The following is a 15,065-nucleotide window of genomic DNA, read 5'->3' on the forward strand; positions in this document are numbered from 1 at the left end:
CCAGCCGTTAAGCCGTCTGCCGGCGCATCGTCAGGATCGCCGCACCAAAGCCGATAAAGGTCGTGCCCACGACCCGACTGACCCAACGGGACAGTGCTGGCCGGGTCAATACGCCTTTGGCCCGCGATGCCAGCGCGGCATAGACGCTCAATGACGACACCGACAACGCCATGAAGATCGCGGTAAGGATCAGGAATTGCGGCAACAAGGCTGCCTCCTGATCGATGAACTGCGGGAACAGTGCGGTGAAAAACATCGTAGCCTTGGGATTAGTCACGGCGGTCAGAAAGGCTGACTTGTAGAGCTTGCCGCGAGTCGGACGCGGCTTGCTCGCGTCGCCCTCAATACCGTCCGCAAGCATCGGGCCTTTCTTGAACAACTGCTTGACCCCGAGATAGAACAGATAGCCGGCGCCGATGATTTTTACTGCGTTGAACAGCCACTCTGAGCTCGCCAGCAAGGCACCCAACCCGAGCATGGCCGCGGCCGACAGGCAAAACAGACCACTGGCATTGCCCAGTGACGACCAGATCGTGCTGCGCTGCCCATGGGCCAGACTGTTATTGATTGCCATCAGCGTCGCGGGGCCGGGACTTGCAATGGCGATTGCAGCGACCAGGGTAAACGCCAGAATCGAGTGAGAATCCATTTTCAATGCTCGTGGTAAGTGATGGGCTGCATATTACAGGAGCCGGGCACGCTGTCGCTTTTCGCGGCTATAACTTCTTCTGTACTGCGCCCCTGCCGAGAAAACCATGACTGACCGCGAACAACTGCATCGCCAAGGCTACGCCCTGCTCCGGGGCGCGATTCCCGCCGAATGGCTGGATGCCCTGCGCGCCGCGTTCGATGCCGGGGTGAAGCCATCAGCGCAATGGCCAGTCCCACGGGGCATGGACTGGCGTCACTCGCAACTGGACCTTGATCCAACGATTCAGGCCGTGTGCCGCCTGCCTCAGGTACTGGCGGTGGCCGGAGAACTGATCGCAGAAAGGTTTTTTCTCGCGCAAGTGGAAGGTCGCGAGCCACTGGCGGGGGGCGGTTTTCAGTTATTGCACCGCGACCTCTCGGCGCAGCGGCCGGGCGACAGCATCAGCGCTCTCGCCTATTTCGACGATTACGGCCCCGATAACGGCGCCACGCGTATCGTCCCCGGCAGTCATCGCCAGAAGCCTGACGAGGCCCCCTTCGACTTCAATGACGAATCGCAAACGGTGCAACTTGCTGGCTGCGCCGGCGACATCCTGCTGTTTGACGTCGATCTGGTACACGCCGGTAGCCTGAACCCCAGCGGCGCACGTCGGCGCTCGGTGCTGATCAGTTACTGGGCGGAGCCTCTCTACGCATCGCACCTGGAAACACTGAGCCTGCGCAGTGTCCGCATGGACACAACTGAGCGCTTCCACCCCTCGGACTTTGCCTACACGTCGCGTCCACCTTCGGGGATCGACAAACCTGCGCTCAGCCACCACCATTGCCCTCTCCTTAAAAATGACAGCGAGGCGTTGCAATGAGCCAATCGACTATTCGTGCGTTGATCCTGGATGACTACGCCACTAACGCCTTTCGTGACGCGCAGATCAGTTGCCCGCGACCAAAAGCCAATGAAGTACTGGTACGTGTCGTCGCCAGTGGTGTAAACCCGATCGACTACAAGATTCGCTCCGGCAACGCGCCGTACGCCATGCCGGAACTGCCGGCGATTCTCGGCACGGACATGGCCGGTGTGATCGAGGCCGTGGGCGCCGACATCCAGCATCTGGCCGTGGGTGATGAGGTTTACGGGATGGTCGGAGGCGTGCGTGGCTTGCCCGGCTCACTCGCCGAATACATCGCGGTGGATGCCGATCTGCTTTCGCGCAAGCCAAAAAATCTGAGCTTTCGCGAAGCAGCGGCGATACCGCTGGTGTTCCTGACGGCGTGGGAAGGTCTGGTGGATCGCGCCCATGTCCAGGCCGGGCAGAAAGTGCTGGTACATGGCGGTGCCGGCGGTGTCGGTCACATGGCCGTGCAGATCGCCAAGGCCTTGGGTGCCGAAGTGTTCGCCACGGTGTCGCCGGGCAAGCGCTCGATTGTCGAAGGCTACGGCGCCACCGCCATCGACTACCGCGACGTACCGGTCGAGCAATACGTAAACCAGTACACCGCTGGCAAAGGTTTCGATGTGATTTATGACACGGTCGGAGGCAAGAGCCTCGATGACGCCTTTGCGGCGATTCGCCTGTATGGCCATGTCACCAGTTGCGCGGCGTTCGGCACCCACAACCTCGCTACCGGTTCGCTGCGCAGTGCGACGTTGTCGGGGATTTTTGTGTTGCTGCCGATGCTCACCGGCACCGGACGCAAGCACCACGCAGAGATTCTCGGTTACGCCACGCGGCTGATCGAGGAAGGCAAGGTCAAGCCATTGATGCATCCGCAGCGTTTTACCCTGAGTGAGGCGCGTCAGGCCCATGATGCCGTCGAGCAAGGCACGGGCGTCGGCAAGGTGGTGATTGATATCGCCTGAACCTCAACGATTGCGAGCAAAAAAAAGCCCCGTGACCGAATGAAGGCACGGGGCAAAGAATTGGTTGGTTGCGGCCAACCAAAGGAGCTCTGTCAGATACGGTGACCGGGTGAAATCAGATGCAGTCCTGAGCTGCCTGTTCAAAAGTCGATGGCAGGAAATTCGAGGCCAACAGGTGACGCTCGTAGAGAAACACCTTGCCGCCACTGCCGGCCTTGTAGGCTTCCAGCACGTTGTCCGCCGACACCTTGCTCGGCACCACGATCCGGTAGCTGCGCTGGGTCTGCGAAACCGTCGGGTGTAGCGCGCTGCCCTGCAACTTCGGCACTACGCAATCGGCGTACTGTGCAGGCGTTTTGCTGGTATGCAACGTCAGGGTCGGATCGTTCGGCGCGGAGGCGCAACCGGCGAGCAACAAAAAAGCAAAAGCCGTGGCAGGCACGAATAAAAGACGCATCGGTGTAATCCTGAAAATAAAGGTTCGGTTCAACCGGCAACGGTCCAGCTTCACGGCGCGGCCGCTGCCATTTATGTTTTAGGTGTTCAGCTTGCGGACACCAACGCCTTGAGTGAGTTGTCGAACTGCTTCAGTGCGTTGAGTTGCAGGTCACGTTGTTTCTCGATCTGCGCAGCGATTTGCGGCGCTGCCTGGTTGTGGACCCAAACCGATGGCAGCTGTTTTTCCACCGCCCCTTCGGCCTTGCCGATGTATTGCAGGTCGGCATCGTAGAAACGTGCAGTGAAACGCGCTTCGACCAGACTATTGCGTTGGGTCAGCAAGCGATTGAAGGTGTCGAGTTTCACCACCACATCCGGGTGGGCCTGGACCAACGCATCAAGGCTGTCGTAGACGGTCACCGACAAGAACTGTTGCTGCAACGAACTCACCAGCCAGTCGATGGCCAATTCCGGATCGGAGCTTTCGACGAAGGCTTCGCGAATCCGCGAATCGAGCGCATCTTTCGCGCCGTTGACCGCCATGTCGTGGTAACGCTCAAGGTATTGCAGGTTATCCAAAGTGGTTTCGCTGTACAGCACGCCGACGGTCTGCGAGTGCTGCAACGTGGCACTGCTGCCAGTAATGGTTTGAAAATGACACGACCGGGCATCGTCTGCGTAGGTCGGTGCAGCAGCAGCGCCTGTCAGCAGTGCGGCCAGCGCCAGTCGAGTCAGAATGTTCATCGCGCAAATTCCTTGAGCTGCGTTTCGATAGAGGCGATTTTCCGCCCATTGTCGCGAAAGCAGAACTTGCGTTTCGTGATGGTCACTATTACTTCTAGCGATAGTTGCGTGACGTGCAGACTGGTACACACTCAAACACAACTAGAAAAACATGAATGAGGAACCCTCCTTGAGAACGTTCGACCTGATCCGAGACGCCGTTCTGCCCGACTTTCGCGAGCGGGTGGCTGAATACCTGGTCCAGTACGAAAGTGTATTGCTCGACAGAAACCACGCCGACCCGCAGCTCATTCGGGACACTGCCCATGAGTTGCGCGGTTACTTGCGCGGCCTGAATACCACGCGGGTATTGGGTATGGCGTATTGGGAGGAGCTGGATCGACGAGTCGTTGATACGTGGCTCGCGCCAGACAAATGACCGACTAGACTTTCCGGGCTGCCAATGTCCCTGTCTGTTTACCCGGAGGTGTCCCATGAGCAACACCGAACCTACAACTTTCAACGGCTGGGCCGCCACCGCTGCCGGCGCGCCGCTGGAACGTTACTGCTATGACCCAGGCGCATTGGGCGAAGAAGATGTCGAAGTCGCTGTGGAATACTGCGGTGTCTGCCACTCCGATCAGTCGTTGATCGACAATGACTGGGGCATCAGCCGCTATCCGTTCGTCCCCGGTCACGAAGTCGTCGGCAAAATCGTGCGCATGGGTCCACAGGTGCGCGGTCTCGAACTCGGTCAGCGGGTCGGGATCGGTTGGTACAAGGGCAGTTGCATGCATTGCTCGTCCTGCATCTCCGGCTCACAACAACTGTGTGGCACTGCGCAACCGACCATCATCGGCAGCAACGGCGGATTCGCCGACCGTTTGCGCGCGCACTGGGCCTGGGCGATTCCGGTGCCCGAAAAGCTTGATCCGGCGCTGGTCGGGCCGCTGTTCTGTGCAGGTTCGACGGTGTTCAACCCGCTACTGCAGTTCGGCGTCAAACCCACCGACCGCGTCGGCGTGGTCGGCATCGGTGGCCTAGGCCATCTGGCGCTGCGCTTTCTCAATGCCTGGGGCTGCGAAGTCACCGCATTCACCTCATCACTGAACAAGCAGGACGAAGCCAAACGTCTTGGTGCGCATAACGTCGTTGCCTCCACCGACAGCAAAGCGTTGAAGGCGATTGCCGGCACCCTGGACTTCCTGTTGATCAGCGCCAATGCCGACCTCGATTGGCCGGCCATGCTCGCCACCCTGCGCGGCAACGGCCGGTTGCACTTCGTCGGCATTGTGCCCAGCGCCATCCCGGTGCATGTGTTCGATCTGATTCCGCAGCAAAAATCGCTGTCCGCCTCGCCAGTAGGCTCGCCTGGCACCATGGCGACCATGCTGGAGTTCTGTGCGCGACACCAGATCCTGCCGCAGGTCGAGATGTTTCCCATGAGCAAAGTCAACGAGGCGGTTGATCACCTGCGTAGCGGCAAGGCGCGCTACCGCGTGGTACTGGACGCCAGCCAATAAAACAGCGGCGCGTCGGCCAGTGCCGTACGCGCCGCCCCTCCTGCCAAAACCGCCCCGAACGCTTACAATCGCCCGTCTAACTGCCAATCAGACAGGCTCTGCCAGAAATGCCGCTCGACCCTCCTACGATGTTGACTATCTCGATCGCACTCGCAGCCGCCGCCGCGCTGTATCTGGCGATCGAGTGGCGCAGTATTCGTGAGCCTTCGCTACTGTTCTGGAGCGCCGGTTTCGCCACGATCACCGTGGGTTCAACCCTGGCCCTGCTGCGCAGCAGTGGCTTTCTATTGATCGGCATCTGGTTCGCCAACGGTCTGCTGGTGACCGCCCATTTTCTGTTTCTGCTGGGTGTTGCGCGCTTCACCCAAACCCGCCTGTCTCGCGCCTGGTCACTGATCTTTGTCATTTGGCTGGTCATGCTGTTATTACCGGACGGGCCACTTTGGTCGAAGGTCATGCTGGCGGCCAACTCGCTGCTGGTGGCGCTGTCGACGCTCAAGGCGAGTTTGCTGCTGCGCCCCCACGGCAAGTCGCTGAGCGTCGGTGCGGTGCAACTGCGCTACGTCTTGCTGGCCCACGGGATGTTCTATGTGCTCAAAGCGCTGACCGTGATGATTCCAGGCACGCTCATTGATCTGGCGGCGTTTCGCGGCGAGATCATTCAGATATCGCTGGTCGAAGGCGCCATGGCGATCATGCTGATTGCGCTGTCGATGACCGGCACCGAGCGCTACCGCCGTGAAAAAGAGATTGCCCGTCTCGCCGCCCGCGATCCGCTGACCGCGCTGTACAACCGCCGCGCCCTGGAAATGCGCGCACCGCGCCTGTTGGAGGGCGTCTCGCCGAAACAACCTGGCGCCCTACTATTGATCGATATCGACAACTTCAAACTGGTCAACGATCAGTACGGTCACACCGCCGGCGACCGTTTGCTGATCGCATTGAGCGAGTTGATCCGTGCGCTTCTGCCCCGGGAATCGCTGACGGCGCGTCTGGGCGGGGATGAGTTCGTGATCCTGCTGGCGAACGCCTCCAATGAACGCATTGTTGAACTGGGCAACGCCTTGCGCGAGCAGTTCCTGACCACGTCTTCACAGACATTCCCGACGCCTGACGCCGTGACGCTGAGCATCGGCGCCACGGTTTTCGCCACACCGCCCGCCAGTCTCACCGCACTGATCGAACAAGGCGACGCCGCGCTCTATGAATCCAAACGCGGCGGGCGCAACCGCATTCGCCTGACCGGGCTCACCACTCCAGGATGACCATCCCCATGTCCAGCTTCGACACCTCACTGCAAGACAGCGCCGCGCCTGAAGGCGTTTGCTATGGCTGTGGCGGCCGCAATCCGCACGGTCTGCACATCAAAAGCCACTGGCACGAAGACGGCATCCACGTTGTCGCGCAACATCTGCCTGACGCCCAATACTGCGGCTGGCCGGAACTGGTTTACGGCGGCCTGATCGCAATGCTGGTCGATTGCCATTCCAACTGGACCGCAATGGCTTATCACTACCGTGCAGAAAATCGCCAGCCCGGCACCCTGCCCCGCATTGACTGCGTCACCGGCAATCTCGGCATCAAATTCATCAAACCGACGCCGATGGGCGTAACGCTGACCCTCAAGGCGAAAGTCGAAGGTGAAGTCGGACGCAAGACCCGGGTGATCTGCGAGGTGTATGCAGGGGATGTGCTGACAGCGGTGGGTGACTCGGTTTTTGTGCGGGTCGACACAGCGCAGCTGGCAGCGGCGGCGCAAGGACGCTAAGGCTTGGCTGCCAAACGAAGAGCTCGATACGCCGTGACCAATTGCTCCTGCGTGAACGCCAGATTGCGCCCACTCGGATTGGGTAACACCCACACCGCCGCCCCGCCGAAGGTGCTGTCCTGACGCCCCCACTGCACCTCACGTTGACCGGACAACGCGGCAAACGCCGCTTTGCCCAGGAAAGCAACAAACCCGGGGGCGTAACGCCTGATCTTCAGCTCAAAGATTGTGGCAGCGGCATTGAATTCGTCCAGGGACAGTTGATCCGCTCGCGCCGTCGGGCGATCCACGACAGCGGTCAATCCACACTGATAGTCCAGAATCCTGCGGTCGTGTTCCGGGCGTAATTCTTCATGCGTGAACCCGGCCAGATGCAGCGTGCGCCAGAACCGATTACCTCGGCCGGCGAAGTGATGGCCTTGTGCGGCGGCCAGCAGGCCGGGGTTGATGCCACAGAAGATCACCGAAAGATCATTCACAAGAATGTCCTCAAGCCCTTCGTCTGCCATAACGCTCCTTTTTTGCTATTTTCACTCGGGTATTGCCCCGTATAGAGCCAGGGAAGGTAGCGTAAAGCATGGAACCATCTCAAATGGGTCAACAGATTCGACTCGCAACCCGTGAGGATGCCCCGACAATCAGCGAGATCATTATCGCTACCCTGCGTGAGTCCAACACCCAACACTACTCGCCAGAAATCATCGACCGGGTGGAGCAAAACTTCTCTCCTGCGGCGATCCTGCAGTTGTTGAATCAACGTCGGGTGTTTGTAGCGACAGTCAATCAACACGTGGTTGCAACAGCCAGTCTTGATCGGGATGTGGTTAGAAGCGTGTTTGTTGTTCCGACTCATCAAGGCGCCGGACTCGGGAAAATGCTGATGGACACCCTGGAATCAGTCGCGATAAAGGAAGGATTACCGCGTTTACGCGTGCCCTCCTCCATCACCGCTGAAAGTTTTTATGCCTCACTGGGTTTCGAGAAAGTCCGCGATGAGTTTCACGGTGCCGAACGCACGATCATCATGGAGAAACCGCTGAGCCGGTCGTGACGACACGCAGAACCGTGGCGAGGGAGCTTTGGGTCAACCCGCTACAGGATTCGACACTCTCGCGACGATTGTCTTCTCGATCAACGCGACCACTTCTTTTGCACCGTAGCAGCGGAATTTCACGCAGCCAGCATCGGTGTTCAGACGGATGACCTTGGTAAAGAAACCACCTTCATTGGTCACACCACGGATTAAATCCAGAGGAATTTCAATGTCTAGCGTCCCGTCTTGAACCACGCGATTCAACGCATTGGCATTCAAATGGATCGCTCGTTGGGTCAGGAGCATTTTGCCGCCGACCCAGAGTCCACCGTAGGCTTTTTCGAAGGACTTCATCACGCTGGCCAGTACATTCACATTGCCGCTGCCGACAGCGTCATACAGGTCGCCGATCCTGTCGTAGTTCACGTCTACATTGGTCACCAGAAAGTTGACCATCTTCGACTTCAGTACTTCACCAACCATCTGTGTGTCTCCTTCACAGGGGGCATTCCATTGTTCAGACGTTTCCGCACACGGTGAACCGCCGGCCCGTGCACCGTAATTGTGGCGAGGGAGCTTGCTCCCGCTGGACTGCGCAGCAGGCCCTCTTTTTCTAAAACAAGGGCTGCTGCGCGCCTCGGCGGGAGCAAACTCCCTCGCCACAGTTTATTGCATTGAACCCGCGACGTTAGCCCGCGCCGAATGCAGCTTCTTGTAGCTCTCGATCAAGCGCAAATGCCGGTCCAGACCTTCCAGTTTCAGGCTGGTCGGGGTCAAACCATGGAAACGCACGCTGCCGTTCACCGAACCAATCGCCGCGTCCATGCGTTCGTCGCCGAACATGCGGCGGAAGTTGGTTTCGTAGTCGGCCAGTTCCAGATCCTCGTCCAGTTCCATCTCCAGCACCACATTCACCGCCTGGTAGAACAAGCCGCGCTCGACGGTGTTGTCGTTGTATTGCAGGAAGGCTTCGACCAGGTCTTTCGCCTGATCGTACTTCTGCAAGGCGAGGTAGATCAGCAGGCGCAGTTCGAGAATGGTCAGCTTGCCCCACGGCGTGTTGTCGTCGAACTCGATGCCGATCAGCGTGGTGATCTCGGTGTAATCGTCCAGCTCGCTGTTTTCCAGGCCTTGGGCGAGGTTACGCAGACCAACTTTGCTCAGGCTGTGCAGGTTGAGGATATCGGCGCGAAATTGCAGCGCTTTGTTGGTGTTGTCCCAGATCAGGTCATCAACCGGATAGATTTCCGAGTAGTCCGGCACCAGAATCCGGCAGGCCTTGGCACCGATGTGCTCATAGACCGCCATGTAGACTTCTTTGCCCATGTCTTCGAGGATGCCGAACAGGGTTGCGGCTTCCTCGGCGTTGGAGTCTTCGCCTTGACCGGAGAAGTCCCACTCGACGAATTCGAAGTCCGCTTTGGCACTGAAGAAACGCCACGACACCACACCGCTGGAGTCGATGAAGTGCTCGACGAAGTTGTTCGGCTCGGTTACGGCCTGACCCGAGAAGGTCGGTTGCGGCAAGTCGTTCAGACCTTCGAAGCTACGACCTTGCAACAATTCGGTCAGGCTGCGCTCCAGCGCCACTTCCAGGCTTGGATGCGCGCCAAACGAGGCGAACACACCGCCAGTGCGCGGGTTCATCAGCGTGACGCACATCACCGGGAATTCACCGCCCAGCGAAGCATCCTTGACCAGTACCGGGAAGCCCTGTTCTTCGAGACCTTGGATACCGGCCAGAATGCTCGGGTACTTCTCCAGCACGGCTTGCGGCACATCCGGCAGGGCCATTTCTCCTTCGAGGATTTCGCGTTTGACCGCACGCTCGAAGATTTCCGACAGGCACTGCACCTGGGCTTCGGCCAGCGTGTTGCCGGCGCTCATGCCGTTGCTGAGAAACAGGTTTTCGATCAGGTTGGACGGGAAATACACCACTTCATTGTCCGACTGGCGCACAAACGGCAGAGAGCAGATGCCGCGCTGGGTGTTGCCGGAGTTGGTGTCGTACAGGTGCGAGCCGAGCAGCTCGCCGTCACGGTTGTAAATGCCGAGGCAGTATTCGTCGAGGATCTCGCTCGGCAGCGCGTCTTTCGGCCCAGGCTTGAACCAGCGCTCGTCCGGGTAATGCACGAACTCTGCGTTGGCGATCTCTTCGCCCCAGAACTGATCGTTATAGAAGAAGTTGCAGTTGAGACGCTCGATGAACTCGCCCAGCGCCGAGGCCAGCGCGCCCTCTTTGTTCGCGCCCTTGCCGTTGGTGAAGCACATTGGCGAGTGCGCATCGCGGATATGCAGCGACCACACGTTGGGCACGATGTTGCGCCACGACGCGATTTCGATCTTCATGCCCAGGTCGGCGAGAATTCCCGACATGTTGGCGATGGTCTGCTCCAGCGGCAGGTCCTTGCCGGCAATGTAGGTGCCCGCCTCCGATGTCGAATGCGGCATCAGCAAGGCCTGAGCGTCGGCGTCGAGGTTTTCGACTTCTTCGATGATGAACTCGGGACCGGTCTGCACAACCTTCTTCACTGTACAACGGTCGATGGAGCGCAGGATGCCCAAGCGATCCTTTTCCGAGATGTCCGCCGGCAGTTCGACCTGGATCTTGAAGATCTGGTTGTAGCGGTTTTCCGGATCGACAATGTTGTTCTGCGACAGACGAATGTTTTCGGTGGGGATGTTGCGCGTGTCGCAGTACAACTTCACAAAGTAAGCCGCGCACAAGGCCGACGACGCCAGGAAGTAATCGAACGGACCCGGTGCCGAGCCATCGCCCTTGTAGCGAATAGGCTGATCGGCGATCACCGTGAAGTCGTCGAACTTGGCTTCAAGTCGAAGGTTGTCGAGAAAGTTGACCTTGATTTCCATGCGGGATTACCAGAATACGGCTAAACGAATGGCGGCCATTATCCGGTTTTTGAGCGGGAAGTCTTGTGCTTTCGGGAATCGCCGCTGACCGGCGCCGCGGGGTCTGCGGGCCGCCGATCCATGCCCGCAGCGAGTTTTGCGGGTCAGTCGTCACTTGTTGCAAACACGCCAAGGCAAAGACTCGAAGGGTTCACTACGCTTCTACAGATTCGGATCAGTGCAATCGCGAAAAAGAATCTGAACCTTGCGCTTGCGCCACTGTTCCAGATTCAGAAGACTGCGGATCAAGGACGAGCGAATGGACATTTCCAGTTATGCGGCGCCTGCTCCCCCTCGGCAAAGCGCTGTCACTCGCCGCCTGGCGATCGCTGTCGGCGCGCTTTTCGTCACCGGCGTAATTGCCGCGACCGGCGCCCTCCTCGGCATCGCCAACCGGCTCGACAACGAAGAAATCAACAAAACCAGGTTCTTTTCGGCCCGCGCCGTGGAAAATCGCATCAGCACGTCAAAAAACTACATCACCAGTTACGCCAACTGGACCACGGCGTATGAACACTTGAGCGATCAGGTCGACACGAACTGGGCCTATACCGAGCAAAATGTCGGCAAAACCCTGTTCACCACGGACGGTTATGACGGCGTTTTTGTGCTCGACCGCGAGCGGACCAAATACGCCGTGGTTCGTGGGCAAATGCTCGATACGGACATCTCGGCGTTTCTTGGGACCAGCGCCGCGTCGCTGCTGGATCAGGTGCAAAGCCAGAGCGACATAACCCAGGCCGTCAGCAGCTACTCACTGTTCGAGGGCTGGCCGGCGCTGGTCTCGGCGGCGGCGATCCTGCCCAATGATGAGCGACCACTGGACCCTGCGCAGAAAACCTCTGTATTGGTATTCGTCGAAAAACTCACGCCGACCAAGCTGCGCAAGATCGGCAGCGGTTATGGCTTGAACAACCTGACCCTCGCGCCGGATGAAACCCTTGATCCGGCCCGGCCACGGGTACCGCTGGACAACACCGGTTACAGCCTGATCGCCGATCTGGAACGGCCGGGGCAACAGCTGTTGTGGTCCTTGTTGCCGCCCCTTGGCGCAACAATGGTGGTGCTGATGCTGCTGACCGCGTACTTCTTCCGCCACGCCTTGCGCTCATCGCAATACGTAGACAAAAGCTTTGAAGTGATGCAGAACTCGAACCTCGCACTGGAAAGCGCCAACCGCGGACTTGAAGCCAGTGAAGAACGTTTTCGCGCGGTGGCGGAAGCCGCTTCGGACTGGATCTGGGAGGTTGATCGGGATCTGGCGCTGACTTACCTGTCCGCACGGTTCAGTGAAGTGACCGGTTATCCGCAAGCCTTTTGGCTCGGACAAGACATCGGCCAACTGCTGTTTTGCGACACCACGCCTTTGGAACTGTGGCTGAAAAAGCTCACCGAAGAAGGCCAGGCCAGCGATCTGCGCTGCACCTACCGCGACCACTGCGATCAGCAGCGTCACTGTCGCCTCTCAGCGCGTCCGATCTTCGACAAGCATGCCGTCATCGGTTATCGCGGCACTGCCAGCGATATCACCGACGAAGTCGCCGCCCATGCGCAGATCCAGCACCTGTCCATGCACGACGCCCTGACTGGCCTGCCCAACCGCAACAAACTGGCGCGCTATCTGGATGATGCGCTGATGCTGCGCGAGCATGCGCCAGCGTTGTCTCTGCTGATGATCGATCTGGACAATTTCAAACCGATCAACGACTCTCTCGGGCATCCGGCCGGTGATGCGGTGTTGCAGGAAGTTGCCGTGCGCTTGCATGAATGCACTCGCGACAACGACATCGTCGCCCGGCTCGGCGGCGACGAATTCATCGTGGTGCTCAATGGCATGGACAGCCACCACGAAATCGACAAGTTCTGCACGCGTCTGATCGGCAGCCTGCACCAACCGGTGATCTTCGAAGATCATCCGCTGCACATCGGCGCCAGCATCGGCATCGCCCTCAGCCGCCACCATGGTTTCACCCCCAGCGAGCTGATCCGCTACGCCGACATCGCGCTGTATCAGGCCAAATCCGAGGGCAAGAACACCTGGTGTTATTTCGAGGCGCACATGAGCGACCAAATCCAGACGCGCCGGGAATTGGAGGACGATCTGCGTCATGCACTCAAGCACAACGAATTCGTCCTGCACTATCAGCCACGCTACAAGGTCGACGGCAAGCAGATTGTCTCGGTCGAGGCGCTGGTGCGCTGGCAACATCCATCCAGGGGCCTGCTCGGGCCGGACCTGTTTATCCCGCTGGCTGAGCAGACTGACCTGATCGTCCCGCTCGGGCGCTGGGTGTTGCGTGAAGCCTGCGAGACGGCGTTGACCTGGCCGGAAGATATTCTGCTGTCGGTCAATCTTTCCCCGGCGCAGTTTGCCGTGACCGACGTAGTTAAAGATGTCCGTGACGTGCTGATCGCCACGCGCTTTCCGGCAAGTCGACTGGAACTGGAGATCACCGAAAACGTCATGCTCAACGATACCGACGGTGCGCTGTCCACCATGAACGCCCTGAAAGAACTCGGCGTGCGCCTGAACATGGATGACTTCGGGACCGGTTATTCATCGCTGGGTTATCTGCGCGCCTACCCCTTCGACGGGATCAAGATCGACAAGCGTTTCATCGCTTCGATCAGCAGCGGCGTCAATGACCGCGCGGTGGTGCAAGCCATCATCGGCCTGGGCAAAGCCATGGGCCTGACGGTCACCGCTGAAGGCGTCGAAACCGAAGAGCAACTGGATATTCTCGGCGCGGATCAATGCAACGAAGTACAGGGTTACTTCATGAGCCGCCCGATCGACAAAACGGCGTTCGCGCACCTGTTGCACACGTCGAGAAGCGCGCAGCCGAAAAAGCCAAAACCGAAAAAAGACCGCTCCCGTAGCGGCCTTAATCTGGAGGGTCTGTAGTGCTGATCAACCTGTATTCTCATGAAATTCTTCAGCTGAGAGTCTGATCCGCCTCACCCCGGAACACGCTGCCGGCATCCCGTACCAATTGCCGCCATTCAGCGCTGGTGATCAGTCCCTGCTCTTCCATTTCATCGGCAGCCTTCAGTAACTCGTCGTACTGCTGCTCCGGGTCCATCCGCAGTTGCGACTGCGTCGCCAGTTTGCGCCATGCCGCCAGTGATTCTTTCTTGCGCTGATCGAACATAGAGTTTTCTCGTAAAGGACTCCCCTTGATAGAAAGACGCGCGCACCTGGAGGTTCAGCGCAGTCGACGGGTGGAGTCTGCACCCGCGATCTTCCGCCCGCATCCGGCGCTTTGTATGATTCGGCACCCACCCGATGCCGCACGCCAGACCCGCAAGGAACGCGCATGAACTTCTTCAAAAAGCTGTTCACTTCAGCGAAAAAAACCGCCCTCCAAGCCCCGGAACAACCCGAAGAACTTATCGAGTCGTTCGGTTATGACGACCTGAGCGAGGCCGAGAAAGCCAACATGGCCGAGCGAGAAGCCAGCCAGAAAGCTCTGGACCGGCATTGGAATGCTGTCGGCACCAGCGAAAAAGACGTCCTTGGCTACATGATCAGCCCGAGTTTCATGGGCGGTCCCGACTGGCCATCGACCCGGCAAGCCTACCGCGTGGTACGTCGTGGTGACTCGATCATCCTCGCCACCGAAGGCATGTCAGACCCGTTCGATGGCGCCGAAGGTTTGGGCAATGGTTTCGAGATGGAACTGTTCATCGAAACATCGGACATCCCCGAACATGCACTCGGCGCTCCGGGTGACGTTGACCCGTTCAAACGCAGTTGGGCATTCGAGCTGTTGAAGCACCTCGCGGCCGAGGTGGCGCACGCCGGCGGGCTCATCCATCGGCTGGAGAAATACGGCTCGATGTCTTACGAAATTCCGGGATTCAGCAAATCGGATTACATGAGCGAGCAACTGCCCGCGCATTTCGTCACCGCCGACGACATGACCGGCATGGTGATTGGCGCCCCCGAGCCGGACTTCCCGACCCGAATCGATGACATGCCCTTGTCACCGGTCAAACTGGTCTGCGTGACATTGATTACCGCCGCCGAACTCGAATACATCCGTACCGGTGGGCAAAATGCGCGCAATGATCTGGTCGCGCGCTTGAAGGACGCAGGTGTCGGGCATATCAGCCGCCTCAATCGCGCCAGTGTGGTGTGACAGGGGGCATTGCTCAGCC

The 15,065-nt window shown here is 59.0% G+C and carries 16 protein-coding genes; 9 read left to right on the forward strand and 7 right to left on the reverse strand.

Annotation, left to right across the window (positions count from 1 at the left end; translation table 11 throughout):
- Positions 1-7: 7 nt before the first annotated feature.
- On the reverse strand, positions 8-649 hold the full coding sequence (locus ACIOWE_RS06010; RefSeq protein WP_401388564.1) for a LysE family translocator: 642 nt from the start codon (positions 647-649) through the stop codon (positions 8-10).
- 106 nt (positions 650-755) lie between these two features.
- Between ACIOWE_RS06010 and ACIOWE_RS06015 the strand changes: the two genes are divergently transcribed.
- The gene (locus tag ACIOWE_RS06015; RefSeq protein WP_401388566.1) at positions 756-1,514 is read left to right on the forward strand and encodes a phytanoyl-CoA dioxygenase family protein; all 759 of its coding nucleotides are present in this window, start codon (positions 756-758) and stop codon (positions 1,512-1,514) included.
- Positions 1,511-2,509: a zinc-dependent alcohol dehydrogenase family protein gene (locus ACIOWE_RS06020; RefSeq protein ID WP_401388569.1), complete on the forward strand. Its 999-nt coding sequence runs from the start codon at positions 1,511-1,513 to the stop codon at positions 2,507-2,509. Before ACIOWE_RS06015 ends, ACIOWE_RS06020 begins: the two co-directional genes overlap by 4 nt.
- Before the next feature lie 115 nt (positions 2,510-2,624).
- Here the strand turns inward: ACIOWE_RS06020 and ACIOWE_RS06025 are convergent, their stop codons facing one another.
- A complete protein-coding gene (locus ACIOWE_RS06025) occupies positions 2,625-2,966 on the reverse strand; it encodes a hypothetical protein (protein WP_401388571.1) in 342 nt (113 codons plus the stop codon).
- 86 nt (positions 2,967-3,052) lie between these two features.
- Complete coding sequence (locus tag ACIOWE_RS06030) at positions 3,053-3,691, reverse strand: ATPase (protein ID WP_401388574.1); 639 nt, start codon at positions 3,689-3,691, stop codon at positions 3,053-3,055.
- 169 nt (positions 3,692-3,860) lie between these two features.
- On the opposite strand from ACIOWE_RS06030, the gene ACIOWE_RS06035 reads away from it, so the two are divergent.
- From ACIOWE_RS06035 to ACIOWE_RS06050, 4 genes are all read left to right on the forward strand, one after another.
- The gene (locus tag ACIOWE_RS06035; RefSeq protein ID WP_201238390.1) at positions 3,861-4,109 is read left to right on the forward strand and encodes a hypothetical protein; all 249 of its coding nucleotides are present in this window, start codon (positions 3,861-3,863) and stop codon (positions 4,107-4,109) included.
- Between the two features lie 55 nt (positions 4,110-4,164).
- Positions 4,165-5,193: an NAD(P)-dependent alcohol dehydrogenase gene (locus tag ACIOWE_RS06040; RefSeq protein ID WP_401388577.1), complete on the forward strand. Its 1,029-nt coding sequence runs from the start codon at positions 4,165-4,167 to the stop codon at positions 5,191-5,193.
- 107 nt (positions 5,194-5,300) lie between these two features.
- Complete coding sequence (locus ACIOWE_RS06045) at positions 5,301-6,458, forward strand: GGDEF domain-containing protein (RefSeq protein WP_401388580.1); 1,158 nt, start codon at positions 5,301-5,303, stop codon at positions 6,456-6,458.
- Between the two features lie 8 nt (positions 6,459-6,466).
- Complete coding sequence (locus tag ACIOWE_RS06050; protein ID WP_401388583.1) at positions 6,467-6,961, forward strand: PaaI family thioesterase; 495 nt, start codon at positions 6,467-6,469, stop codon at positions 6,959-6,961.
- Here ACIOWE_RS06050 and mug read toward each other — a convergent pair.
- The gene (gene mug / locus ACIOWE_RS06055) at positions 6,958-7,470 is read right to left on the reverse strand and encodes a G/U mismatch-specific DNA glycosylase (RefSeq protein WP_401388585.1); all 513 of its coding nucleotides are present in this window, start codon (positions 7,468-7,470) and stop codon (positions 6,958-6,960) included. The genes ACIOWE_RS06050 and mug overlap by 4 nt on opposite strands.
- 83 nt (positions 7,471-7,553) lie before the next feature.
- On the opposite strand from mug, the gene ACIOWE_RS06060 reads away from it, so the two are divergent.
- A complete protein-coding gene (locus tag ACIOWE_RS06060; RefSeq protein WP_401388587.1) occupies positions 7,554-8,012 on the forward strand; it encodes a GNAT family N-acetyltransferase in 459 nt (152 codons plus the stop codon).
- 33 nt (positions 8,013-8,045) lie between these two features.
- On the opposite strand, the gene ACIOWE_RS06065 is transcribed toward ACIOWE_RS06060, so the two are convergent.
- Both ACIOWE_RS06065 and ACIOWE_RS06070 read right to left on the reverse strand, forming a co-directional pair.
- Positions 8,046-8,477, reverse strand: a complete 432-nt coding sequence (locus ACIOWE_RS06065; protein WP_401388590.1) for a hypothetical protein — start codon at positions 8,475-8,477, stop codon at positions 8,046-8,048.
- 183 nt (positions 8,478-8,660) lie between these two features.
- Positions 8,661-10,865: an OsmC domain/YcaO domain-containing protein gene (locus ACIOWE_RS06070; protein ID WP_401388593.1), complete on the reverse strand. Its 2,205-nt coding sequence runs from the start codon at positions 10,863-10,865 to the stop codon at positions 8,661-8,663.
- 298 nt (positions 10,866-11,163) lie between these two features.
- On the opposite strand from ACIOWE_RS06070, the gene ACIOWE_RS06075 reads away from it, so the two are divergent.
- The gene (locus ACIOWE_RS06075; RefSeq protein ID WP_401388596.1) at positions 11,164-13,809 is read left to right on the forward strand and encodes an EAL domain-containing protein; all 2,646 of its coding nucleotides are present in this window, start codon (positions 11,164-11,166) and stop codon (positions 13,807-13,809) included.
- Between the two features lie 31 nt (positions 13,810-13,840).
- Here ACIOWE_RS06075 and ACIOWE_RS06080 read toward each other — a convergent pair whose 3' ends face one another.
- Positions 13,841-14,056: a hypothetical protein gene (locus ACIOWE_RS06080; protein WP_401388599.1), complete on the reverse strand. Its 216-nt coding sequence runs from the start codon at positions 14,054-14,056 to the stop codon at positions 13,841-13,843.
- Between the two features lie 165 nt (positions 14,057-14,221).
- Here ACIOWE_RS06080 and ACIOWE_RS06085 point away from each other — a divergent pair, with 165 nt between their 5' ends.
- Positions 14,222-15,046 (forward strand): suppressor of fused domain protein, encoded by an 825-nt coding sequence (locus tag ACIOWE_RS06085; protein ID WP_401388602.1) that lies wholly within the window; start codon positions 14,222-14,224, stop codon positions 15,044-15,046.
- The last annotated feature ends 19 nt before the right edge of the window (positions 15,047-15,065 follow it).

The sequence above is a fragment of the Pseudomonas sp. NPDC087598 genome, from assembly GCF_044743525.1.
GTDB lineage: Bacteria > Pseudomonadota > Gammaproteobacteria > Pseudomonadales > Pseudomonadaceae > Aquipseudomonas.